This is a genomic window from Paenibacillus sp. LPE1-1-1.1 (genome assembly GCF_040676435.1).
Classification (GTDB): domain Bacteria; phylum Bacillota; class Bacilli; order Paenibacillales; family Paenibacillaceae; genus Pristimantibacillus.
Genome location: NZ_JBEGHY010000001.1, coordinates 1,189,923 through 1,213,530 on the forward strand (window position 1 = coordinate 1,189,923; position 23,608 = coordinate 1,213,530).

17 protein-coding genes and 2 pseudogenes are annotated in these 23,608 nt (G+C 47.5%); 7 read left to right on the top strand and 12 right to left on the bottom strand.

The features are described 5' to 3' along the window. The first annotated feature begins 565 nt into the window (after window positions 1-565). From MRBLPE1_RS05315 to MRBLPE1_RS05330, 4 genes are all read left to right on the top strand, one after another. The gene (locus MRBLPE1_RS05315; protein WP_364142460.1) at window positions 566-1,264 is read left to right on the top strand and encodes a response regulator transcription factor; all 699 of its coding nucleotides are present in this window, start codon (window positions 566-568) and stop codon (window positions 1,262-1,264) included. Window positions 1,265-1,285: 21 nt separating this feature from the next. Further along, entirely contained in the window at window positions 1,286-2,722 is a 1,437-nt protein-coding gene (locus tag MRBLPE1_RS05320) for a sensor histidine kinase (protein ID WP_364142463.1), read from the top strand. 95 nt (window positions 2,723-2,817) lie between these two features. After that, a complete protein-coding gene (locus MRBLPE1_RS05325; RefSeq protein ID WP_364142465.1) occupies window positions 2,818-3,576 on the top strand; it encodes an ABC transporter ATP-binding protein in 759 nt (252 codons plus the stop codon). Window positions 3,577-3,581: 5 nt separating this feature from the next. Continuing rightward, on the top strand, window positions 3,582-5,993 hold the full coding sequence (locus MRBLPE1_RS05330; RefSeq protein WP_364142468.1) for an ABC transporter permease: 2,412 nt from the start codon (window positions 3,582-3,584) through the stop codon (window positions 5,991-5,993). 281 nt (window positions 5,994-6,274) lie between these two features. Here the strand turns inward: MRBLPE1_RS05330 and MRBLPE1_RS05335 are convergent. From MRBLPE1_RS05335 to MRBLPE1_RS05375, 9 genes and pseudogenes are all read right to left on the bottom strand, one after another. Continuing rightward, window positions 6,275-6,442 (bottom strand): annotated as a pseudogene (locus MRBLPE1_RS05335) (sigma factor); the annotation flags it as partial. A gap of 14 nt (window positions 6,443-6,456) precedes the next feature. Further along, window positions 6,457-7,302 (bottom strand): nicotianamine synthase family protein, encoded by an 846-nt coding sequence (locus MRBLPE1_RS05340; RefSeq protein WP_364142471.1) that lies wholly within the window; start codon window positions 7,300-7,302, stop codon window positions 6,457-6,459. A 118-nt stretch (window positions 7,303-7,420) separates the two neighbouring features. Beyond that, window positions 7,421-7,990 carry an SF0329 family protein gene (locus tag MRBLPE1_RS05345; protein WP_364142474.1) on the bottom strand — a complete coding sequence of 190 codons (570 nt, stop codon included), beginning with the start codon at window positions 7,988-7,990 and terminating at the stop codon, window positions 7,421-7,423. A gap of 393 nt (window positions 7,991-8,383) precedes the next feature. Continuing rightward, window positions 8,384-9,610 carry a carbohydrate-binding domain-containing protein gene (locus MRBLPE1_RS05350; RefSeq protein ID WP_364142476.1) on the bottom strand — a complete coding sequence of 409 codons (1,227 nt, stop codon included), beginning with the start codon at window positions 9,608-9,610 and terminating at the stop codon, window positions 8,384-8,386. A gap of 637 nt (window positions 9,611-10,247) precedes the next feature. Further along, window positions 10,248-11,222 carry a formylglycine-generating enzyme family protein gene (locus tag MRBLPE1_RS05355; protein WP_414698854.1) on the bottom strand — a complete coding sequence of 325 codons (975 nt, stop codon included), beginning with the start codon at window positions 11,220-11,222 and terminating at the stop codon, window positions 10,248-10,250. Between the two features lie 64 nt (window positions 11,223-11,286). Next, window positions 11,287-11,820, bottom strand: coding sequence for a chromate transporter (locus MRBLPE1_RS05360; RefSeq protein ID WP_364142482.1), 534 nt, complete (start codon window positions 11,818-11,820; stop codon window positions 11,287-11,289). 18 nt (window positions 11,821-11,838) lie between these two features. Beyond that, window positions 11,839-12,468, bottom strand: a complete 630-nt coding sequence (locus MRBLPE1_RS05365) for a chromate transporter (RefSeq protein ID WP_364142484.1) — start codon at window positions 12,466-12,468, stop codon at window positions 11,839-11,841. A 309-nt stretch (window positions 12,469-12,777) separates the two neighbouring features. Next, window positions 12,778-13,326 carry a hypothetical protein gene (locus MRBLPE1_RS05370; RefSeq protein ID WP_364142487.1) on the bottom strand — a complete coding sequence of 183 codons (549 nt, stop codon included), beginning with the start codon at window positions 13,324-13,326 and terminating at the stop codon, window positions 12,778-12,780. A 262-nt stretch (window positions 13,327-13,588) separates the two neighbouring features. Beyond that, on the bottom strand, window positions 13,589-15,046 hold the full coding sequence (locus MRBLPE1_RS05375) for a sulfatase family protein (protein WP_364142490.1): 1,458 nt from the start codon (window positions 15,044-15,046) through the stop codon (window positions 13,589-13,591). A gap of 245 nt (window positions 15,047-15,291) precedes the next feature. On the opposite strand from MRBLPE1_RS05375, the gene MRBLPE1_RS05380 reads away from it, so the two are divergent. Beyond that, window positions 15,292-16,095: a helix-turn-helix domain-containing protein gene (locus MRBLPE1_RS05380; RefSeq protein WP_364142493.1), complete on the top strand. Its 804-nt coding sequence runs from the start codon at window positions 15,292-15,294 to the stop codon at window positions 16,093-16,095. Window positions 16,096-16,172: 77 nt separating this feature from the next. On the opposite strand, the pseudogene MRBLPE1_RS05385 reads toward MRBLPE1_RS05380, so the two are convergent. Together MRBLPE1_RS05385 and MRBLPE1_RS05390 are read right to left on the bottom strand one after the other, a co-directional pair. Then, window positions 16,173-16,460 (bottom strand): annotated as a pseudogene (locus MRBLPE1_RS05385) (formylglycine-generating enzyme family protein); the annotation flags it as partial. Window positions 16,461-16,817: 357 nt separating this feature from the next. Then, the gene (locus tag MRBLPE1_RS05390; protein WP_364142496.1) at window positions 16,818-17,027 is read right to left on the bottom strand and encodes a hypothetical protein; all 210 of its coding nucleotides are present in this window, start codon (window positions 17,025-17,027) and stop codon (window positions 16,818-16,820) included. A 367-nt stretch (window positions 17,028-17,394) separates the two neighbouring features. Between MRBLPE1_RS05390 and MRBLPE1_RS05395 the strand changes: the two genes are divergently transcribed. Then, entirely contained in the window at window positions 17,395-21,633 is a 4,239-nt protein-coding gene (locus MRBLPE1_RS05395) for a GH32 C-terminal domain-containing protein (protein WP_364142499.1), read from the top strand. 163 nt (window positions 21,634-21,796) lie between these two features. Then, window positions 21,797-21,928, top strand: a complete 132-nt coding sequence (locus MRBLPE1_RS05400; protein ID WP_364144602.1) for a hypothetical protein — start codon at window positions 21,797-21,799, stop codon at window positions 21,926-21,928. Window positions 21,929-21,961: 33 nt separating this feature from the next. Here MRBLPE1_RS05400 and MRBLPE1_RS05405 read toward each other — a convergent pair whose 3' ends face one another. After that, on the bottom strand, window positions 21,962-23,605 hold the full coding sequence (locus MRBLPE1_RS05405; RefSeq protein WP_364142502.1) for a response regulator: 1,644 nt from the start codon (window positions 23,603-23,605) through the stop codon (window positions 21,962-21,964). Window positions 23,606-23,608 lie beyond the last annotated feature (3 nt).

The following is a 23,608-nucleotide window of genomic DNA, read 5'->3' on the forward strand; positions in this document are numbered from 1 at the left end:
TTGCGCATTTGCTTGCAAAGCTCTTCCATTTCGATACCATTGCTGTTGAAAATAACGGTCATAACGCCGTCGTATTTAGACATCATCTTTTGCGCAATTATTCAACCCTTATCATATTGCAAATACTTACATAAATTTATAAATAAATATAACGTATTAATGTAGTATTTAGAATATATTTTAAATAAGAATATAAATATGTCGTTTTATAAATTATAGTAAAATAGTACCTATATTATAGAATTTAGTCAATCCAGTACTAAGGCCACATCCGGGCAGTCCCTCTATTAAAAAAATGGAAGATGAAGTAGAATGAAAAAGGAAATTCCGACCATGAAACCGGTTTGATAAGGCGCTACGTGCAGCTCCAGCTGTGTATATACCTCGGTCTTTCAAGGTTTATGCAGTGGTTTGTAATCCTTCAGCATGATAGAACCCCTACATTCATCAGCCGCATTCGGATTCATACTTTGTACCTACGAAAAAATGGAAATATAACCAATTTTGAAAGTTATTATTTTTTCGTTAAGCTGCACAAATCAAACATTGAAAATGGTGAATAACGATGAATCGACAAAAAACTATTCTTATCATCGAAGACGAGAAGGATATCTCGCGGATTCTAAGGGACTATTTAACGAAGAACAAATATGAGGCTGCTATCGCAGGGAATGGGAAAGACGGCTTGCACATGATGGAGCTTCTGCAGCCGGATTATATTATTCTCGATATTATGCTGCCGGATATGGACGGCATAGACCTTTGCAGGGAAATTCGCGAGAAAAGCAACGTCCCTATCCTTATTTTGAGCGCCAGAGGCAGTGATACGGATAAGGTCCTAGGTCTTGGTTTCGGTGCGGATGACTATATGACAAAGCCATTCTCATTAAGCGAATTATTAGCCCGGATCAATGCCCACTTCCGCCGATATGAAAGCATGGTCGTCGTGCAGCAGGATCCTGACTCGCTAAGTCTGGGAAATCTCGTTATCGACAAAAAGGCTTACAAAGTAACGGTTGACGGCAAAGAGGCTGCCCTCTCCGCGAAAGAGTTTGAGCTGCTCTATCATTTGGCCAGCCATAAAAACCAGGTATTCTCCAAAACCCAATTGCTAGATGCGGTTTGGGGATATGAATCATACGGTGACGAGAATTCGGTTACGGTTTATATACGCAGGCTGCGGGAGAAAATCGAAGCGGATCCCTCCCATCCTGCCTATCTGAAGACAGTATGGGGCGTAGGATATAAGTTCAGTCTGGACTAAGCATACGATTGGAGATGACACATGTCTTTGAGCCTTTGGTTAAAAAAATGGTTAACAGCCGTTACGGCAATTCTTATCATCATGACAGCATGCATTGCTTGCTTGCTTCTCTATATTTTTAATAATGACAGTGAATCCAACCCAAAATACGTCATTAACCAAGCACGGTTGGCGGTGAACCCCATCCTTCTCTATTTGGAGCAGAACAGCGGAGATATCAGAAACGAGAAGGTACAAGAGACTTTGGACACGATGTCAACACACAACGAAATGAACATGATATATGCGGAATTGGACGGCACCGTTGCCTTCACCTCCTTTCAGTCCATGCCGGCTCCCCGCTTGAACCTGAGTACTTCTCTGCACTATGATTTGCATGATGCGGAACAAGAGGGCAATCTATTTAAAATTGCTTTTCCCGTCCTAGACGAAGTATCCCGGACGCAAATTGGAAACGCCCTATTTTACCTGCCGAAAGACATGGTTTATAGCCAAAAATCCCATCATATACCTCTTGCTATATTTCTTCTTGCCATTTTATTTTCCTTAATATTAGCAATTATGCTAATTATAGTCAGTAAAAAAATCAAGCACCATCTTATCTCGCCCATTCACACGCTTAAGCACCATTCCGAAGCGATTTTAAAAGGAAATTACGAGGAGAAAACCCATTATGCCCGAATGGATGAGCTAGGCGACCTGTATGCCATGTTCGACCAAATGAGAATGGAAATTATGCATTTAAGCACGCAGCGAATCAATCAGGAGAAAGCCCAGAAAGAGCTGATTACGAATATCTCTCATGAGATTAAAACACCTCTAACTACCGTAAAAGCCTACATTGAAGCAATACTAGAGGGAGTGTGCCCGGATACAGATACGATGATGGAATATGTCGAAGTGATGCGGAGCAACACGGACAAAATGGCTCGCCTCGTAGAGGATCTGCTCATTCATGCCTTGCAGGAACTGGGCCAAATTTCAGTTGAACCTAAGGAGCAGTATAGTTTGAACGTCCTCCAGGATATTTTAAAACCGATTGGTCATTATGTGCGCATAAACGGCGTGACCTACATCGAGCCTCAGGACATACCGAATGTACTTATCAAGGTTGACGCCGTCCGCATAGAGCAGGTCATAACGAATCTTGTATCCAATGCACTAAAGCACACCTCGTCTGGCGACACCATCCGGATCGGCATAGAGCTTGCGTCCGCACAACTGAAATTCACCATTACGGATTCAGGAAGAGGCATCCTGCCGCAGGACATGCCTTTTCTATTCGAGCGTTATTTCAGAGGACAAGCGAAAACAGAGGGCAACACCTTCGCCCAAGAGGGCACAGGACTAGGCCTTTCGATTTGCAAGACCATCATTGAGGCGCATGGAGGCACCATTTCCTTCAAGAGCAAGGAGGGACAAGGAACTACGTTCCACTTTACGCTCCCTTTATGCTAGGTTTCCACTGTAATAGTTTATTAATAACTTGATAAGCTTTTTTAAAGATCGAGGACCTATACTATTACTTACATAGAAACTGGGAGTGATAGCCAATGGCTAAGAAAGCGATTATTCATGCAAGAAATCTTTGCAAAACCTACAACACCGGCAATGAGCAGTATCATGCGATTCGGAATCTTGATCTGGAGATTCACGAAGGGGAGTTCACCGTCATTATGGGGAATTCCGGATCAGGTAAATCCACCTTGCTCTATCTGTTAAGCGGGCTCGATAACGTCACAGCCGGCGAGGTATATTTCCGCGATCAGCGCATTGACCAATATAACGAAAAAGAACTTTCCGACTTTCGCACCAGGAAAATCGGTTATATCTATCAAAGCATCAACTTGGTTCCGGATCTTTCGATCTTGGACAATGTTTCGTTGCCTGGCTATATTGCCGGGAACAAAAAAAATAAAGTTAAGGCCAAAGCACATGAGCTAATCAATGCCATGGGCATTGAAGGCCAAAACAACCGGCTTCCCTCTCAAACCTCGGGCGGGCAGCAGCAGCGCGCCGCCATTGCCAGAGCGTTAATAAATTCCCCCGACATCATCTTCGCGGATGAGCCTACCGGCAGCTTGAATTACGATCACGGCAAAGCCGTTCTTGATATTCTGACCAAAATGAACCGTCAAGGCCAGTCTGTCGTCATGGTTACCCATGACATTAAGGCCGCTTGCCGAGCCGACCGGCTGATCTTTATTAGAGACGGCAAGATCGGCGGCATCCTTGAATTCGAGAAATTCGATGACAAGAATACCCAGGACAGAGAGTCGATGATCTTTTCTTTCGTTTCGGGGAAGGAGTAATCATGATGACTGCCGTTTGGACGCTTAGCTTGTCTTACCTCAAAAAGAGCAAAATACAGAACTTGTTCATCGCACTGCTCATCTTGTTATCCACCCTGCTTGTCGCTACAGCAACGATTATCATTTCAAACACAGGAAATCTGTTTACCGATATGCACAACCAGACTAATGGCTCCCACCAAATCCTGACCTTCGAGAAAGGGCTTCATGACCCCGAGCTTGTCCATCAATGGTGGGAATCTCAAACAGGCGTCGATGTATCCAGTCTCATGCGCTACCGCACCTTATCCGGAATTACTCATCAAGAGCAAGATATACCGAATCTTTATTTATTCATGATGGATATGCCGAAACTTCCTTTTGGCGTTGATAAGCTTGTTTTTGCAGAGGGCGAGCAAAGTGCCGGACCGGAGAAGGGCACGGTTTGGGTTCCGACTTCCATGGCTTACGCTAATAATATTGCCGTCGGCGATACCATTGGCTTCAATACCGGCAAGGCGCCTTTGGAGCTAAAGGTGTCCACAATCGTCATTGATGTTCCCTACGGAGCGCCGTTTACGAACACGGCACGCGTATGGATGAATAGCGAGGATTATCAGATTAAGCTCACTGCACTTGAGGGAGAAGACAACTATCTGATGGGATTGCGCTTTGATGATTACAGCGCGAATATCGGCTATTGGGATCGCTTCACGGGTGAGCTTGGCACGCCTTTCTTGGAATCCAAAATGGAATTCGAGGGCATTTCCTCTTTCTATCTGATCATTAATCAGATTATAGGCTTTGTTATGATTTTCCTTGGTTTAGTCATGATGCTTATTGCGCTAATCACAATCGGTTTCACGATTTCCGATGCGATTCTTGCCAATTACAAAACGATAGGCGTCCTGAAATCATTAGGGCTGACCTCTCGTCGAACGATCGGCACCTATGCCATTCAATATGGCTTCCTGTCAGCCATTGCGATAATTCCCGGATTGGCGCTAAGTACCATGCTGTCCAAAGTTATCATCAATCTTTCCGTATCTTCACTTCGAACGGACCATTCTGATCTCAACATTCAAGGAACCGGCGCTGCCCTTCTCGTCGGACTGCTTTTATTTGTACTCGTTCTTCTCTGCGTCGTCTTGTATGCCAAGAAAGCCCGTTCGGTGCAGCCAGTGCAAGCGATCCGCTACGGCATGTCCGAAATGGAAAGCAACAAAATAAAATCAAGGATGAATTCTGCCGGCGCGCGTAAAATCGGGTTTGGCAATCTGCCCGTCATCGCCGTCATCGGTTTAAGAAACCTGATCAAAAATCTAAAGGGCTCTGCTTTAATGCTTGTATTGACCCTGATGGCATCCTCGGTGCTTGTGCTAGGGTATGTGGTGCTGAGCAGCATCATTGGGATCCAGCAAACAGCGGCGAAATGGGGCTATGATTCCGCCAACATTGCAGCCATGGTTATCAATAAATCCACCTTCCCGCGTGCTGAATTCGAGAAGGCCTTGACCTCCGATTCCCGAATTAAAGACGTTGGGTGGCAGGGCAATCTGACCGCTATCGTCAATTCGGAACCAGCTCCGAACAAGGAGAATACAAACGCTCCTACCCTAAGCATCTATTTAAGCGTAGTTGATGGAAGCTATGAGAAGTTTGGCTTCGCGACGGTGTCAGGCCATAACCCCCGCCAAAAGAACGAAATCGCTATTGGAGTAAATGTGGCGAGGAGCTTGGACAAAGAACTGGGCGATGTTATCGAGGTGTATATCGAAGGCAAGAAACAATCGCTGATCATCACAGGCATATATCAAGCGATCTCGAATATGTCCAATTCCGCTCGAATGACCATCGAGGGGGTAAGAACGGTTAGTCCTGGCTTCAATAGTATGGATGTCGCCTTCATTAACGTGAACGATCTGTCGCAAGCCGATGCAGTCGTCCGCGATCTGAATGACAGATTCAAGGAGTCAACCTCTGTCGTAACGCAGCAGACGCTTCTTGATTCCGTCTTCAAGGAAGCCGCTAATATTCTAATCTACCCGATGAGCCTGATGGGACTGTTCTTTATTTTCGTGACCTTTATTATTATTTACAGCACCTGCCGCATTAATATCCGGATTGAGAGCAAAACCTATGGTATTTATAAATCGATAGGCATGACCTCCAACCGAATCCGATTGTCCATCGCACTGGGCATAACCGCTTTAGCGGCCGTAGGAGCCCTGCTAGGCATAGCAGTAGGCGTTTACCTGCTCCCTGTCCTATTAGAAACGATTCTCTCGAGCTACGGCATCGTTCAATTGCCGGTCATTCTGAACTGGGGCGGCATTATAGCCGTGGCCTGCATAAGCATCCTGTCAGCCGCTCTCGGCTCATGGGCATCATCCAAAGTCATTAGTAAAGCGTCGCCTCGAATTCTTGTGGTTGAATAACAGGCTATATCAACTAATTGAAGGAGGAACGAATATGCAGGGAATTTACAAAAGAATGCTGCTTGCGACCTTCGGTTCAGTGGGGAAAGGAAAGCAAATCAATCTCTTGCCTCCGAAGTTATGCCTCTAAAATAAGAAAAATGGCTGAACAGGCTTCACACTTGCACAGCCATTTTTCCTTTTTCGTTCATCAGCTGCCTTCTCCACTCGCTTTTCCTCTCGATTGCCGGTAGCTTTGGTATACACTGGTTGAAGCTGCCATCCTTCATAAGACTTCAAAGACGGAGATGCATAAGTATTTTATTCTCAATACAACGAGCCGCAAACGTCGCGATCTTCCTGCCCTTACCAGTCTGAAAGCTCTCGATTGCTTTGATCAGACCGATTGTCCAGATCGAGATCAAATCCTCGAGATCCTCCCCTGTATTGTCGAATTTTTTGACGTTGTGGACACGACCCTATGTCAATCCAGTATGCTAGGAGCATTAAAGCGATCTAGAAACAAAGTCGAATTGATGACCAGATTATCTTCAGGGCAAGTTCGTCCCAGAATCCGCCACCCCTGCTTATTCAACTGCGATTCATCAATCGCTTCGTACATGATTTGCCTCATTCCCTCAGCTGTGCGAATAGCTACTAGAGGATCTGGGGAAGTACGACTAATTTGTTCAAGCACCGCCCGCTTATTTCTCACGAGACTAGCCACAAAAATCCGGTTATAAGAGCTATAATCGAACTCCGATCCATTCTTCATGACGACAGTCACTTTAGTCCCTAAGCCCATATGCTCGAGTAAAGAGCTTGATGCATCATAAGCCACAGAATCCATTTCCAGACAAATGACTTCCATATCGCCGAGTAGGTGCAGAATAATAGGACTTAGCGGCATCGGCCCACTACCAACAAAGACAATCGGCGACTTCTCTGTCTGACTATCCTGACGAATGAATCGACGAAAAGCAGACAGTTCCTGACTAACTAAGGCCATGTAAATGTTCCAGTTAGGCAACCTCGTAACGATATCCAAAACGAAATCCTCAGATTTGCAAATGTGATGAGAATCACTTAGCTCAACTAGAAATTCGGCTTCTGACAACTTATCCTGCAATTTTTGTTGATTCATTCGAATATACTCATTGCTTAGAACGGCTTGCACCTCCTCCGGTAAATAATGGGATCGTAACTGTATTGAAAGATGACTAATAATGTTTGTAACCAATTGATTAGCAGGAGACAGATCTAATTCCTTCTGAAGAAGTTCATTTGCTTCACGGATAAAAGCGATAAAGTTGTCAACCATTTGCATCATTGGCGCATTGCCTGTAAGTATTATAGAACCAGTAGAATTACCCTCCATTAGAGAATGATATCTATAAAATGAGTAAAAGAAAAAGCAGCCTAAGTAAAGGTGAATGAGTAATTTATTTTTAAAACGTACTAAGCCGTAGTTCATAAAAATACTGCACAATTGGATGCTTTAACTTCATCTTCTCGGTCATATTTAAAATTCGCTTTTTTCCAACTCGTCTGTCCACCAAAGCTAGAATATTCAATAAGATATCATTGCTCTCTATGCTTTCCTCTATAGAAATGGATAAAAACTTATTAGCTATAACGATAAAATTCGATTTACTTAATGATGACTGTGCCAACAAAAGCTCTTTTGCATATTCTGATTTTTTTCTGCTTCTTGCAATTACTTTTAGACGATCCTCCGGAACTATCCCCTTGGTATCTTTTCTGACTGCTTCAATTTCTTCATTGTTGATAGGAATTTGGATATCTGAATCATTCTTAATTTCCAGCTCCGTCTGATACCATCTGATTAAGTTAGTTGTATCACTCATATTAAGTACGTTCTTTTTATCTACTGCAATATAGCAAAGCCCTGCTTTATCGGGTAAATAACGGTAGCTCGTTGCACGGTATTCGACCCTTCCATATAACGCAGGACAGAGAAAACTCTCCAGATTTTGTTTCAATTTGCTCCAGGCCATATACTACTCCTTGTTCTATATTAATAACTACCTATTGCGGTAGTTGTTCTATTATCCATAATACAATAACCAACATCCAATTCTCTATGTTCGAATGAAAATACCTCCGCCGCTGAGGGGAAAGCAGATTCAATTCAGTCAACAATATACTCAAGTTCAAGCAAATAAAACTATCGATCTTGTGGACGAGATCGTACGGGGGCATCTTGATGAGAGGGGAGATCGATGAAGAGTAAATAAAGAAATTATGTCTTTTCGTCTCGTGATCAGCAAAAACGCCCGAGGGATCCTGTTCATTGAGGGATCTCTCGGGCGCTTCATGGCATGATGACTATGCGTTAAGGGTTACGGCCGGCTGTAGCAGGGCCGGAGTTTTTTGCCTTGGCTCCTAAACTATTGGCGCACTCCTCTACCGCCACCCGCTCCCCCTCGACCTCCACCTCCGCGTGATTGCGTGATTTGAGTGATTTGTTCTCCATTGACCGTGACATTGCCGCCATTCAATTGGGCTGTACCATCCGCGTCAAAGGCGGAAGCTGCTTCTACATTAATGGTTCCTCCATTAATATAAATATCACCGTTTGAATCAAATGCATCCGTATCACCGCTTGCCATACTTACATCAATAGTACCGCCATTGACTTCAATCGCTGCATCAGAATTGACTTTTGGTGTGGCGTTTATGCCATCATTATTCGCATACAATGTAATCTGACCATCATTCACCTTGATATGGTTTGCCTCGATGCCTTCTTCAGAGGTCTTAATGTTAATGGTGCCGCCATCTATTTGAACAACGTTGTTGCCGGTGATGGCATCATCGGCAGCGGTGATATTTAATGCGCCACCTTCAATATAGATATTCCCAAGGGAAGCATCCTCATTGTTTTCGCTATGCAGGGCATCCTTATCCGTATCAATTGTAATCGTTCCATCATTGATAAGAATGGCATCATTGGCCTCTATAGCATCCGCAGATGAATGAATGGTATATACGCCTCCTGTAATTTTAAGATCATCCTTTGAAGAGATACCATTACCTTGATTCGAAACAATTTCTAAGGTTCCGGTTCCATTCAGGGTCATATCTGCTTTTGAGAAGATGACCGCATCCAAATTGGTATCACCATCCGCCACATAGCTTCCGGAAACCTCCATGTGGTTCTCACTTTCAGTGGATGTAACGAATACATTATCCGCTGCTTTCACATAAATGGCAGGTGAATCTTCATTGGTTATACTGACGCCGTCAAGGACGATTTGAACTTTTGCATCCTCGGCAGCATCAACCACTACTGTCACATTTTCTACCTCACCACTAAAGACATAAACGCCTTCCTTATTCAGTGTCACATCTTGATTGCTTTCCAAATTCATTTGTGTTGCAGTTGCAAGATCCGCCGACTGTTCTAAATCCCGATCACTGAATAATTCCGATGTGTCTAGAACGGAAGCTTCCGCTGCTGACGTTGCGCTTGGCGACACGGTCGAAGTTGCTGTTTGAGTGGTTGCAGCAGCAACCCCGCTGCCGACTTGTGCCTTAGAGCATCCCACGGCGGATACGGTAAGTAATGCGGCCAAAGTAATGGCGCATATGCTTTTCAGCTTTTTGGTTTTCATGAATTAACACTCCTCGTATAATCAGTAGCAATCATCTGTTTATTTTTCAAAAAGCATTATCGCTTCATGACTTATTTAAATCATAATACAGATAACTTAAATCAAACTTAAATAACGAATCCTAGAGTTCTTTTTTACGAATAAAGTCAGCCAAAAAAAAATAAAATTCCCTCAAACTTATCCGTCTGAGGGAATATAAAACACAATTCATATTTCAATTAATAACTTTCAAAGCCCTGCATATCAGGTTATTTCCTGGATCGACTTGGGGAGTCCGCTGCCCACTACGTGACGAACATTTAACGCTCCATTCGGACTGCTAGCGCCGGCTTTTAGATTCTACTAACAGCCAGATCCACTACTCTGGAATACAGATCCCAACCACATTCATGAAGAAAATAAGCTCATTATGAATCTTTAAATCCGGCTCGTTAACTACCGTAAATTTCCTATTCCGTTAGAGGATACGCCGCTGCAACCGGCTGCCCAGAATGTTTGGAAAAAACGCTTCAGCTCAAGAGTTGGCGAAAAAAAAACCTCCGGTTAACCGTGATTTCAACTCCATGATCGCATGGCGTAGTATTCACCGTTACCGTGAGGGTATTAAGATACTCCATTTATTCCGTTTCGAGAGCAATTAAGTTACTTTAGGGATCAGGTCCGCGGCCACGCGGAAACCCATGTTGCCTGTTGAGCTGTCCGGTGTATTGCCGCTTCTCGCCGCTACCCTGTAGCGGTTGCAGTAGGAGCGATGGCACAGATACGAGCCTCCTCTCATCGACCTTTTGCCTGTATCCTGTGTGTATCGCGGATTAACTGACGACGTTTGACGGTGATAGGCAGGACTGAACCAATCCGCACACCACTCCCACACATTGCCGGCCATATTATACAGTCCGTAACCGTTCGGCTCAAACGACCGTGTAGGAGCCGTGCCGATATAGCCATCGCTTGCATTATTTTTAACCGGGAACTTTCCCTGCCAAATATTGCACATATGCCTGCCGTCTGGCCTCAGCAGGTCTCCCCAAGGATAGGTCCTTCCCTGTAAACCGCCTCGTGCCGCATATTCCCATTCCGCTTCCGTCGGCAGTCTTGTCCCGGACCAGGAGCAGAACGCCGCGGCATCATTCCAAGAGACATGAACGGCCGGATGATCCATACGACCCTCAATGCTCGAATCCGGCCCTTCCGGGTTATTCCAATTTGCTCCATCAACGACAAGCCACCAGGGGACTTGCCGCGGTACGTTCTTAACTCTGATGTTCGTTTCATCAGATACCAACAAATGGAAGACATATGACCATCCATAGCTTTCTGCTTCAGTTCGGTATCCGGTTGCATCCACGAATGCCCGAAACTGCGCGTTCGTCACGGCGCAAGCCGAGATTTTGAAGGATTCGAGTTCCACCCTCCGAACCGGACCTTCTCCGTCGCCCGGAAACCCTTCGCTCGAATTTGTTCCCATTTCGAAGGAACCGCCCGGTATGATAACCCAATCCAAGTCGATGTGATCCGGCGCAGGAACGGCAGTTTGTGACGGCGCTGGGACCGCTATAACACTGGGCTCAATGTTCACTTGCTGCCTGCTTACCGCACAGCAGGATTTCATTTGTTCCACTCCTTCGCCTCCCTCCAAACATTTGATGCCTTTTCATGATTCATTAATCATTCGATTAGAATAGAATAATTCCTGCCGCCCCTGCTGCAGCGATAACGGCGATAGGATGAAGTTTATACTTGATCATCAAAAACATACACCCGGAACATATCGCAAGCGTAACGAAAGTCTTCCATGTGAATCCCTCTTCACGCCCATTAAGGAAGCCAAAATAGATGGCCGCATAAATAATAAGTCCGGTTATGATAGGACGAAGACCATAAAAGGTTGATCGGAACCATTTGCTGCGGCTTTGGCGAAAAAAGACGGCGGACAGCAAAATAACGGCGGCGAGTGAAGGCAGAATCATGCCTAACGGCGGCGCGACGGCCCCAGCCAATCCAGCCGACTTATATCCGATCAAGGTAGCGCTGTTCGTTGCGATCGGTCCTGGCGCCATACCGGCAAGTGAAACCGCTTCCTGAAATTCGCTGTTCGTCAGCCAGCCGTGGGCTTCAATTTCATATTGAATCAATGGAATGACAGCATAGCCTCCGCCAAATGAAACGGAGCCAATCTTAAAGAAGGTAATGAATAATTCCCACAGCATGACTCGCGCCTCCGATCGTCAGATAAAGTATTCGGGCTCCCGCAATGACTTCGCATTAATACCCATTCTCTCGGTTCGAACCTCGAGACCGATCCACTCTTTACTCTTTACAATGACCAGCCCCACGACTAAGCCGAGGAGGATTACAAAGAGCGGATTAATGCTGAGCAGCAGCAGCGACAAAAGCGCGGCCGTCGTCACGCAAGTAGTGGACACGTCAAACACCGATACTTTGGCCATTCGGTAGGCAGCCATCAAGATCAAAGCAATGACGGCGGCATGAATACCGCTAAGGGCCGCTTGGACTTTGGGTTCGTCACGTAAAAACAGGTAAGCGAAACTAAGCATGATCACAATAATAAACGTAGGAAGCGTGACGCCCGCAATGGCCGCGACAGCTCCGATGACGCCTGCTTTCCGATAGCCTACGAATGCAGCCGCATTCACAGCGACTCCTCCGGGAGCCATGCCGGCCATAGACAGCATATCGGCCATCTCATCTTCTGTAAACCATTGACGCTTGATGACAACCTCCCGTTCGATAATCGGCATCATGGCAAAACCACCGCCGAAGCTGGATGGACCAATCTTGAAGAACGTCCAAAAAAGCTGGTTAAGGTTACCAAAGCGCGCAAAAAACCACTTCACTGGAACCGCCCCCCTTTCATTACATCCATTTTACCATCTTCTTTTCATTTTGGGATAAAGATTTACTGATAAAACAAATAAAAAGAATTTATATCCAAATAAACATGGTATTTTTACTGAATAACCAAATATTCCGATATTTTAACTCTACTTAATTTCAATTTGGAATTAAGAGCAGTAGAAGGATGTGAACTTGATCCGATGTAAAAAAATAAGAACGGGCAATATGATCCCGTTCCCTTCGATTTATCCGAACGTTACACGAAACCCGCAGCTGCTCTCAACCGGTCCCTGTCTTCCTTTGTCGGCTCAATTCTTTATATCCCCAGTCGGATATACTTCTCGGATGGGGCTTCGTCCGCTTTCATGGTTCCCATTCCCTTTCATTGAAGCTACTAACCCATTCCATTGATCCGAAGATAAGTTTATGCTTTTCATCGCGCCTTGAGCTATTGATTTCGTGAGGCCTTCATCTTTAGAAAGCAAACTGATCCGCTCTACGCAGCAGAGTGAATCCGCATACATATTCAATTCGTTTTTCAATATTAATAAATCTGAAAAATCCTCCGTAAGTTGTGGTTTATTTACCGCATTCAAGACTGCCCTGCTGTTGGTAAATTCGATTGTTTTTGTTTCGAAATCTAAGATAAGATTATCGATCATGCTTTTCCCTGGTTCCAATGTCTCAGCAGCATACAGATCGAAATTCTCTTTCTTTACATTTTCATTAAAAGAACGATCTTGAAGAAAAATGTATACGAACGGCAGTAGTACAGCAACGCAAAGTACTGCTAAAAACCTGATAAACAGATCTTTAAATTGACTGCTTTTAAAGATTCTGAGCAGAAGATTTAGCATGAAACCACCTTTTCAAATTTGTCATCTTTATGTCAATGTTATCACTTCATATAAATGTTGAAAAACCTTACATTACAATAAACCTTACCCGCAACATCATGGCAGTATATCCAAATTTTTTTCTTGTCTCCCGCCAAAAAAACAGCCACCAGAAACCTTTTAAATCACTTTTTCACTGAAGAGAACAACTCTCTCATGAAAATTGATTTAAAAGGACTGATGGCTTTTTCTTCAAACGTCTATTTTTATAACATTTTCACTGCTATTTCTCTTGTGGATGCCTCTTTCTCAATTCCTCCACGTAATGTCCTCTGCCCGACTCGATAAGTCTTACGGCATATTCGCTGAGATTGCCCTTGGCATGATAGGGCCCGCCTTCCCGTATGACGGTCCAGAGCGGGTCAACATCGTGCTCCATCGACATCATCATCTGATCGTGCCAGTCGAGCAGGCGGTATGCAGCCTCTCTGCATATGTCAGGGCGGACGGAAGCCAAGTTGTGCAGCTCATGAATGTCATCCTCGATATGAAACAGCATCTCTTTGTCGAACAAATGATAGCCATCGTGGTAGGTTCGGATGTAGAGCCATTCGTCGAACCTTACGCTGCGCTGGCACACATGTGCACATTGCGAGATAATGAGGCTGTCGCGTCCCGTATCTTCACCCGTCAGGATCGAGCCGGCATAGCTGCGGCCGTCCCAGCTCGGCGCCGGCTGAAGTCCCAACAGCTCCGCCATCGTCGGCGGCAAATCCAGATGGTAGTGAAGGCCTTTATCCACGTGTCCGGCTATGTTGCCCGGCCAACGGATGATCATCGGGATCCGGCATGTCGCTTGGTCTGCCGTACCATGTTCGCCGTAGATGCCAAGCTCGCCCATATTCTCTCCGTGATCAGCCGTTATTATAATTACGGTATCGTCCAGAATGCCTTTCTTCTCCATCGCGTTCAGAATCATGCCGATGTTATCGTCCATGTGGCGCACACCGCAATCGTACCCGTCGATCATGCGGCGGAGATCATTCCTGTCCATGAGCTCCCCGGGATAACGGGGATATTGGAGCGAGGCACGGTTGTTATACATGTTGATCTCGTGCGCGCTGTGCGGTCCCACCTTTTCCCGGTGCGTTGCAAATATATCATCGGTAATCCATTCCGGGAGCGGATCGTCCTTGAACGGGTTCCCGAATTCCTCCGGCGCACGATATGGCGTATGCGGGTCCCAATAGTTTACGTAAAGCATCCAATCATCCTGCTCGGCATTGCGCTCAAGCCAATCGAGCACGACCGGCGTCACCTCCTCGGCCGACTCCATACCGCCCTTGCCCGTATTGTAAATTTCATTGAAGCCGGCATAGAACGTCCAGGCGGTGTGCCGTTCTCCGAACGGGCTGACAAGTGAGGTTTTCATCCCCGCGCTGCGGAACAGGGAAGGGAAGCTTTCACTGGCCAGCTTGCTGCGGAACTCGCGGGATTCGCCTTCATGGCGCACATCCGCAGCGGTCCCTCCGTGACCGACAACCCCGTTATGAATGCCGAATCTCCCTGTCATAAGCGCGGTTCTAGAGGGGAAGCACGGCGCATCGGACGTGTAATAATTATCGAAGCGGACGCCTTCGGCGGCGATCCGGTCAATATGGGGTGAGGTATTCCTATGATACCCATAACAGCCAAGATGGTCAGGTCTGGTGGAATCAAGATCAAGCAGCAATACTCGCATCGTTCAATCTCCTTTACTTCGATTATTAGTCGTTCGTCCCTGCAACTGCTGCAGCTCCATGATAACGCTTTCTTCCAGCGCTATGTTCAGTATAAGAGTCCGGCCTTTTCTTTGTCGATGTACATAATCTCCGGAAGATGTACATTTCAACACTAACTTGAAGATTTCAGCACGTTTTCGATTACATTGTGATAAACATCAATGCTATAATAAAGGCAACCATTTTCATTAAACGGGTGATGCTTATGCTGACAATTAAATCTGTACATTTTGACGATTTCATCCCGAATTGGCGTACGCATTCCGAGGTTATCAATTACAATGTGCTTGTTCTTGTCACGGAGGGCAAAGTTTCTTACAGGATCGAAAACGAGGATTATACCGGTGAACGGGGAGACTTTATGTTTATTCCGCATGGCTCGCGTCGCGCCGGAGAAAATCACCCCTCCGGCCCACACCAAAAATTTACGATCATCTTCAACTATGAAGTTGATTCCATGCCATTCATTCCTTTTCTTCACGATAAGAAATTTGTACAATTCAAGCTGTGGAGGCTTCAGTACGTGCAGCGAAGATTTGAACGCTTGTATGAGGAACTGCGGCAGGGGGAGAACTTTAGAACCTTCATTTGCCACGGCATCCTGCAAGAGCTGATCGGCATCGTCGCAAGAGAACTGGAGAAGCCCGAGGTTACACCGATCAAAACGAAATATGCCGATATGATAAAACACTATTTGCTTGACCACTACCGCGAACAGATTGAGATCAAGGATCTGGCACGATTGATTCAGCGGTCCCCGAACTATACGATCGCCGTATTCCGAGAGGTTATCGGACAATCGCCGATCAAATACATCCATCAATTGCGCGTGATAGAAGCATGTAACCTGTTGCTGAACTCCGACATGTCCATCTCCAATATCTCAAGCTATTTAGGCTACTATGACACCTCTTACTTTTTCCGGATATTCAAGAAATACACCTCGATGTCACCTACAGACTTCATGACCTACGGGAACCAGCAGGACGCGGCCCAGTTGTTCACCTGAGCCCGGTACCCTACCATAACAGCCCGCAGGTATCTGCGGGCCCGGTTATAAAGAAGGAATCTATCCATTGTCGCTATCCGGACGACGCAAACTCCGATATTCCCCGTCGAGCTGTCCAGCGTATTGCTGCTTCTTTCTGCAACCCGGTAGCGGTTGCAATAGGAACGATGGCACAGATAGGAGCCGCTCCGCATCGAACGCTTCCCCATTGGTATCGTAAAGCGGGGGTTCACAGCTTCCGTCAGCCTGTGATACGGCCAACTAAACTAATCAAAACACCACTCCCAGACGTTTCCTGACAGATTGTAAAGCCCGAATCCCTTTGGCTTATAGGCATCTAAGGGAGCCGTTTCGATATAAACGTCATATATGATCTGTGGTAGTAGTGGTTGTAGTATAGCAACTTCATCCCAGTTTGGCATCACTTGCACCGTCCATGTTTGCCGACTCGATAAATTCGCTTGGAATTTTAATCGACAGATTGTCAAGCTAAGCGCGACAGATCTTCCGTGAAAGCTTCGTAAGCGGATACCTAGACATTTTCGGGGGCGATGATTAAAAAATCGCATGGCTTCAGCCAATTTCTCATCCTAGACTTCTGCTAGGTTGTGAAAACAACCTGATGTCAGGTTGTTTCAATATAGAACGAACCAGCCCCTATTATGGTGGCTGGTTCGTTTCTTTATCCCTTTTTCTTTAATCTAATTGCTGCTCAATAACCTTTACCCAAGGTAGGGAGACTGCTCGATATTAATCGTATTACGATAGGCTTCTAATACGATTTCTCCATTAGAACTTGGCAAAATCATATACTGAACGATATTTGGCAATTTTGCCGCCAGACGGAATCCTACCCCGTCATTCAGGAGGCTGAACTTGCTGATCCGCCTTTGGCTATAGTGAAATTCATTCACTACATTTCGGCGTCCCATCTCGTTTCAATCCCTACAGTGTAATCCGCATGGCAGGTTCCGGGCTCCTTTACTCGAATCGCTGCTTAAATAATAGCAATGGTTCATCTGATTTCCGATTCACATCGACCGAGCCGATGGAACCGTGCAGATTTATGTACGATTCTTTAACGTAGAAATTAAAAGAAAAAATCCGAAGATATTGAAAGTTTTCTGTTCAAGATGCCTATATACTGTCTGAGAAGAGCGAGCGCTCACTTGAGAATCGGCACGGAAAGCGTTGGTTCTGCATATCCGAAAGGAGGAGAATCGGACGGATAAGAGGTTTTACGCGATAAATTGTATACGCTTACATAATTAATTACACTATGATGGGAGAAGTCTAATCATGAGAAGAAATAAACTCTTCAAACTAGGCGCGCTTCTGGCTGCGGTCATTGTCAGCTCAATGCTTCTTGCGCTTCATACGTCTGCCGTTGCCGAGTTCTATTCAAACGTGCCAGGCTACGTGCCGGTTACGGGAACCTGGTCCGAGCAGACCGGCGAGGGACTTAAAGGCATCAGCGCCGCGAGCGCCAATGCGCTTAGTATGACGAATGCGGCAAGCGATACGAATTTTACGCTTGAAGCGGATGTGAAGGTAGACGCCTCCACTCCTTACGGTGTAGGCTCGCTCGTTTTTCGGGCGGCAGAAGACGGCAGCAAAGGCTACGCGGTGGGCATAGATCCGAATTTGGGCCAGATCCGGCTGTTCGATCTGGCGACTGGCACGAGCGTCGGGACTCCATACAGTACAACGCTGAATACGAATACAGCCTACCATCTGAAGGTTACGGCGGACGGACCTGCGCTCAAGGTCTATTTGGGCGGCACGCTTGCGATTTCCGTCAGCGACACCAAGTATGCCAAAGGCAACTACGGTTACAACGTTTTTAACGGAACAGCCTATTTCCAAAATGTAACCGCTTACGATGTATTAACGAATTTAACCGGCTGGATGGCTTCCTCTGGCACGTGGACTTCGACCTCGCTCGGCCTGCGGGCTTCGGCGGCAAGCGGTCAGAACGGCTACTTTATGGCCGTCTCAAGCGCGGACAGCTTCACTTATGAATCTGACGTGATCATTGAAAGCAGCTATGCCGTCGCCACGATGCTGTTCCGCTCCAACTCGGCCGGCACACAGGCCTATGGGCTGCAGATTGACGCGAATATGGACCGGCTTCGCTTGTTTAAGACGAACGGCGATGTGACGTTGGCAACCCAAACCGTCACAATCGATACAGGGAAAGTATACCAGCTTAGAATTAAAGCAGATGGCAGCTCTATCAAAGTATATATTCAGCAAGCAGGCTCGCAGATCTCGACTGGCTACACGCCGGCCATCTCGGTGACGGACTCCAGCTACATCTCCGGCCATCTCGGTCTCGCCGTCTACAACGGCAGCGCTGTGTTCCAAAATATCCGCATCAGCGATCTAAACACGAACCTGTACGGCTGGACCGACACGGGCGGAGCCTGGGCGCCGCAACTGGGTGGAGTCAAAGCCGTCAGTGCCGGTACAGCCAATACGTTCCGCATGGCGGAGAACACCTCGTCCGATTTCGTGCTGGAGGGCGATCTGAAGGTAGATGCTGTAACCCCTCTCGGTACCGCCGCACTCGTCTTCAGGGGGAACGCGCAGGGCACCTCCGGCTACGTTGTGAATCTCGACCCGAACCTCGACCAGGTGCGCCTGTTCAACGCTAACGGGGGAAGCACGATTGCATCGGCAAGCCGTACGATCGATGCGGGCAAGTCATATCATCTGGAGGTTAACGCCGTCGGCTCCAGCATCAAGATTTACCTTGACGGCTATGCCACACCGGTAATCTCGGTGACCAATACCAGCTATTCAAGCGGCAAAATCGGGATGAACGCCTACAATGGCACCGCCTATTTCCAGAACGTGTACGTCACGGAAGAAAGCGAATGGTACAACGAGCCTTTTCGTCCGCAATACCATTTCACATCGCCGCGATACGCGGTCGCCGATCCGAACGGGCTGGTCTATTATGATGGGGAATACCATTTGTTCCATCAAGAAGGTGGCAAGTGGGCGCATGCGGTCAGCACGGATTTGACTAATTGGAAAAACCTCCCGATTGCGATTCCTTGGAATGACATGGGACATGCATGGTCCGGCTCGGCGATCGCCGATGAGGATGACGTCACCGGTCTGTTTGGCGGAGGTTCGGGGCTGCTCGCCTACTACACCTCGTTCAATCCAGACAAAACGAAGGGCAATCAGAAAATCGGCCTCGCCTACAGCACGGACAAAGGACGCACGTGGTCTCTCTACGGCAGCGGCGCCATTATCGAAAATCCGGGAGGCGTAAACGGCAGCTGGGATTTCCGCGACCCGAAGGTGATGTGGGATGAAGACCATTCCAAGTGGGTCATGGTCGTCTCCGGCGCTGATCATATCCGGTTCTATACGTCGACGAACCTGCTCGACTGGACGTATGCCAGCTCCTTCGGCTACGGCGATTACCTGCACAGCGGAATTTGGGAATGCCCGGATTTCTTCCAGCTCCCCGTGGACGGCAATCCGGCGAACAAGAAATGGGTGCTGACGATCAGCACAGGAGCGGTCCGGGCGACGGACGGCTCGGCTTCGGAATATTTTGTTGGCGGCTTTGACGGAACGACGTTCACCAGCGACAATGCCGCGTCAACGGTTCTTCGCAGCGAGCGGGGCAAGGATATGTACGCCGCTATGTCGTTCGCAGACATACCCGATGCGGACGGACGGCGCATTCAGCTCGGTTGGATGACGAACTGGGACTACCCTTTCAGCTACCCGACTCGCCCGTGGAAAGGACAATTGTCCATCCCGCGCGTTCTTACGCTGAAGAACTATGCCGGCGAAGGCGTCCGGCTCGTGCAAACGCCGGTGTCCGAGCTTCAGGCGCTGCGCGGAACGGCAGCTTCCATCAGCAATACGACCGTCACCCCTTCGACGTCAAATATATTGGCGAATTTCTCGGACACAGCCTATGAAATCGTCGGCGAGTTCGAAATTCCGTCAACCGACGTCTCGACGGAATTCGGCTTCCGGCTTCGCGAGCTGGGCGATCAGAAGACGTATGTCGGCTACAAGCCTGGACTGAGCCAGATGTTCGTTAACCGGACCGATGCCGGAATGGATGATTTCACCACCTACTTCTCAGGCTGGCAAGAGGCAACGGTTGCGCCAGTGAACAACAGGATCAAGATGCATATTTTCGTCGACCAGTCCTCGATCGAGGTGTTCGGGAACGACGGAAAAGTCGTGTTCTCCAATGTCATCTTGCCAGGCGATGCAAGAGACGGACTCACCTTCTACACGAACGGCGGAAATGTGAAGGTCGTTTCGCTTCAAGTGTATCCGCTCGCAAACACGTGGCGAAACGAGCCATCCTCCGGCACGACTCCACAGAAGGTTGTCATGGACCGTACGCGCATGTTTCTGACGCCGGGAGCGACCGAGCAGCTGTATGTCGCCGTTCTGCCGCAGAGCGCAACCAATAAAAACGTCATATGGAGCTCCAGCAACACGGCAATTGCTACCGTGTCCGCAGTGGATTCCAGAAGCGCAAACGTAACGGGGGTTGCGCTCGGCCGGGCGGTCATTACGGCTACGACGCAGTCCGGTGGAATAATCGGACAAACCGTCGTCGAAGTTGGAGGCGCTTTTAACACGAACCTGACCGGCTTGGCAGAGCCTGATACGGGACGCTGGTATAACTCTGCGGATGGCATTGCGGGCACTTTTGATCAAGATACGAACTACATCTCTACGGTTTCGGCAGACAACTTCACGTTTGAAGCGGATATTCGTATTGACTCCTCGGGCGGAGCCGGCTCCCTGCTCTTCCGCTCAAACTCGGATGGTTCAAGCGGATATTACCTCAACGTGGACCCGAATTTCCGTATGATCCGGTTATTCTACAAGCTGAACGGAAGCTTTAGCCCTAGCCAGATGCTGGCAAGCTTTCCGGCCTTTATTCAGCCGGGCAGAACCTACCATGTCAAGATTGTCGCGGGCGGCACGAATATTAAAGTTTACTTTGACCATGCAACGTCGCCGTCCATCGATGTGAACGACACCGCTTTCTCCAGCGGTTATTTCGGATTAAACGCTTTCGGAGGCATCGCCTATTATCAAAATGTATACTGGTGGTCGCAAGTAACAAGCGGTTCCGTCTATCGGCTGGTCAACACAGGTAGTGGCAAGTCGCTTGATGCGGCCGGCACCTCAGACGGCTCCAACGTTCAAATCTGGTCTTGGCTTGGAACTAACAACCAAAAATGGACGATAACGTCGAATACAGACGGCACGTACACACTCACCTCGTCAGCCAGCGGCAAAGCGCTTGACGCCGCCGGTTCTGGAGACGGCGCCAACGTTCAAATATGGCAAAACTTCGGCAACGCCAATCAGAAGTGGATCATCACGCTGAATAACGACGGCACATTCAAGCTGAAGGCTTCGAACAGCGGCAAAGCGTTGGATGTCGCGGGCGGAGGAACCGCCGACGGTACGAACGTGCAAATCTACTCAAGCAACGGGTCGTCTGCTCAGAAGTGGCAGTTGATCAAGGTGTAATAGAACGGGGCAGGTGTCTTCATGACGCCTGCCCCGAATCATATCTCATGTAACGCAGTATATAGGTGCAAGATTTTTTAACCTTTATAACAATAAACTGTATATACAGCTGTACATATGTATAACTGCATGTACAGTTATTGAGGCGATTATGCTACAATATATGGGCAAATTCTTGGCATTTCCGCTCTATGCAGCCGATAACAGCGTATTGCCTTCCATAAGAGCCGCCAACCTGACCCTTTCCACCGTCGCCATCGCTATACGTACTGCTGATTATATCGTAAGCAGCTAAAAAATTTAGCGCGGGATATTCAATAAAATACGGCTAATGTTCGTCCCTAGCAGTGTCCCTGTATTCTTGAGGGGTCATTCCGGTTGCTTTCTTAAAGAAACGAGTAAAGGATTGCGGCGAATCATAGCCGACCCGAGTCCCGATCTCCTGGATCTTCAGCACTTCTGATGCAAACAGCTCCTTCGCTTTCCCGATTCTTGCGTCTTCAATGTATTCCGACACGTTCAGACCTTTCTCCTGTTTAAAAAGGCGGGATAGATAAGACGGATTAAAATGGACGCACTTAGCCAATCGAACAAGCGAAAGCTCTTCAGCGATATGCTTATCAATATAATGGCAGACTGCTGCCATGGCTTCAGCAGCCCTGCTGTTCTCGACGTTTCGTCTAAGCGTGAATAGCAGCTCTGCTGTCCTGGAGAGGTAATCAAAGCCTTCCTGCCACGAGCAATGCGCATCAAAGCGCAGCAATGCCGCTGTCGGAACTTGTTCATGAAGCTGTCTGCGGTTAATGTAGGATATAAGCACCAAGGCCAAAGAATAATATAACTCCGCAGCTTGGGCGCCTTCCGCCAGCCGTCCGGTGTCGATGGGCATAAAAAGTTCTTGCAGGAGTTCCATGAAAGCATCCTTCCGCCCGCCTTCCAAATGACCGGCAAGCTGTTCGAACTTCTCGCTGCGCACTCGCTCTTTCGTCTGCCCGGCCGGTCCGTTCTCTTCGATTTGTACGGTCATCACCATGTTTGCGCCGTCACCAGCCCGGTTGTACTGCAATTGCCTGATTCTCTCATAGGCATCCGGTAAAGCTTCCCAGTCGATAAGCGTCCTGCAGACAGTAAAAGACGATTCTAATTGGAGGGAGTCGCAGCAGACGGCTTGGATATGCTCTAATGTACCTTCAAGAAACCGCACGATTGTTTCATACGTCTGAGCCGATTCGGCCGGCGGAGTATTGTCTTCCGGCTGGATCAACCAAAGCAGGTCGCCATATCTGTCAATCAGTCCTACGGATCGTGTTTTTTCTCTGAGATAGCCGTCTCCAAGAAGCTTGACGGCTAACGCCGCTTCCTGTCTCTCGGTAAACGATGGCAGTGACCTTGCCCGAATCAAACTGCCTAGAACCAGCAGGACCGGTTTGTGAGGATCAAGCAGAATATCCAGCTTCCGGAAGTCTTCCGCTCTAACTGTCGACATGCCTCCTTCGGTACCGAACAGCAGATGGCGGAAATAATCGCCATGCGCCAGTGTCTCTAGCGTGTTTCGCTGTTCCGTCGCCTGCTGCAGAAGATGATCCTTCTGCAGCTCTCCGTCCAGCTCCCGTAAAACATCACGCACCTCGGCAATCACTTTGGCATTGCCTTCCGTCTTCAGCAAATATCGCACGCCACTTGCCTGAATCGCTTTGTAAATGGATTCAAAATCATTATAGCCCGTCAAGAAAATAATCCGGCATCTCGGCCAGTTCCGGCGAATGATCTCCATCAGCTCTAATCCGCCGATTTCAGGCATTCTTATATCTGAGAGAACAATGTCGATCCGGGTGTCATTTAACCACTCCAACGCTTCGCTCCCGGAATAAGCTTTGTAAATGTCCAGTCCCGGTATGCGCAGATCGCTCAAAATTTCGGCTAATCCATCCGTTATAATCTCTTCATCGTCCACAACGAGCAGTTTATACAATTG

Bases quoted from the DNA above. Each gene is read 5' to 3' on its own strand.
- MRBLPE1_RS05315 (WP_364142460.1), top strand. From the start codon at position 566: ATGAATCGACAAAAAACTATTCTTATCATCGAAGACGAGAAGGATATC.
- MRBLPE1_RS05320 (WP_364142463.1), top strand. From the start codon at position 1,286: ATGTCTTTGAGCCTTTGGTTAAAAAAATGGTTAACAGCCGTTACGGCA.
- MRBLPE1_RS05325 (WP_364142465.1), top strand. From the start codon at position 2,818: ATGGCTAAGAAAGCGATTATTCATGCAAGAAATCTTTGCAAAACCTAC.
- MRBLPE1_RS05330 (WP_364142468.1), top strand. From the start codon at position 3,582: ATGACTGCCGTTTGGACGCTTAGCTTGTCTTACCTCAAAAAGAGCAAA.
- MRBLPE1_RS05340 (WP_364142471.1), bottom strand. From the start codon at position 7,302: ATGATGCAAATGGTTGACAACTTTATCGCTTTTATCCGTGAAGCAAAT.
- MRBLPE1_RS05345 (WP_364142474.1), bottom strand. From the start codon at position 7,990: ATGGCCTGGAGCAAATTGAAACAAAATCTGGAGAGTTTTCTCTGTCCT.
- MRBLPE1_RS05350 (WP_364142476.1), bottom strand. From the start codon at position 9,610: ATGAAAACCAAAAAGCTGAAAAGCATATGCGCCATTACTTTGGCCGCA.
- MRBLPE1_RS05355 (WP_414698854.1), bottom strand. From the start codon at position 11,222: ATGAAATCCTGCTGTGCGGTAAGCAGGCAGCAAGTGAACATTGAGCCC.
- MRBLPE1_RS05360 (WP_364142482.1), bottom strand. From the start codon at position 11,820: ATGCTGTGGGAATTATTCATTACCTTCTTTAAGATTGGCTCCGTTTCA.
- MRBLPE1_RS05370 (WP_364142487.1), bottom strand. From the start codon at position 13,326: ATGCTAAATCTTCTGCTCAGAATCTTTAAAAGCAGTCAATTTAAAGAT.
- MRBLPE1_RS05375 (WP_364142490.1), bottom strand. From the start codon at position 15,046: ATGCGAGTATTGCTGCTTGATCTTGATTCCACCAGACCTGACCATCTT.
- MRBLPE1_RS05380 (WP_364142493.1), top strand. From the start codon at position 15,292: ATGCTGACAATTAAATCTGTACATTTTGACGATTTCATCCCGAATTGG.
- MRBLPE1_RS05390 (WP_364142496.1), bottom strand. From the start codon at position 17,027: ATGGGACGCCGAAATGTAGTGAATGAATTTCACTATAGCCAAAGGCGG.
- MRBLPE1_RS05395 (WP_364142499.1), top strand. From the start codon at position 17,395: ATGAGAAGAAATAAACTCTTCAAACTAGGCGCGCTTCTGGCTGCGGTC.
- MRBLPE1_RS05400 (WP_364144602.1), top strand. From the start codon at position 21,797: ATGGGCAAATTCTTGGCATTTCCGCTCTATGCAGCCGATAACAGCGTA.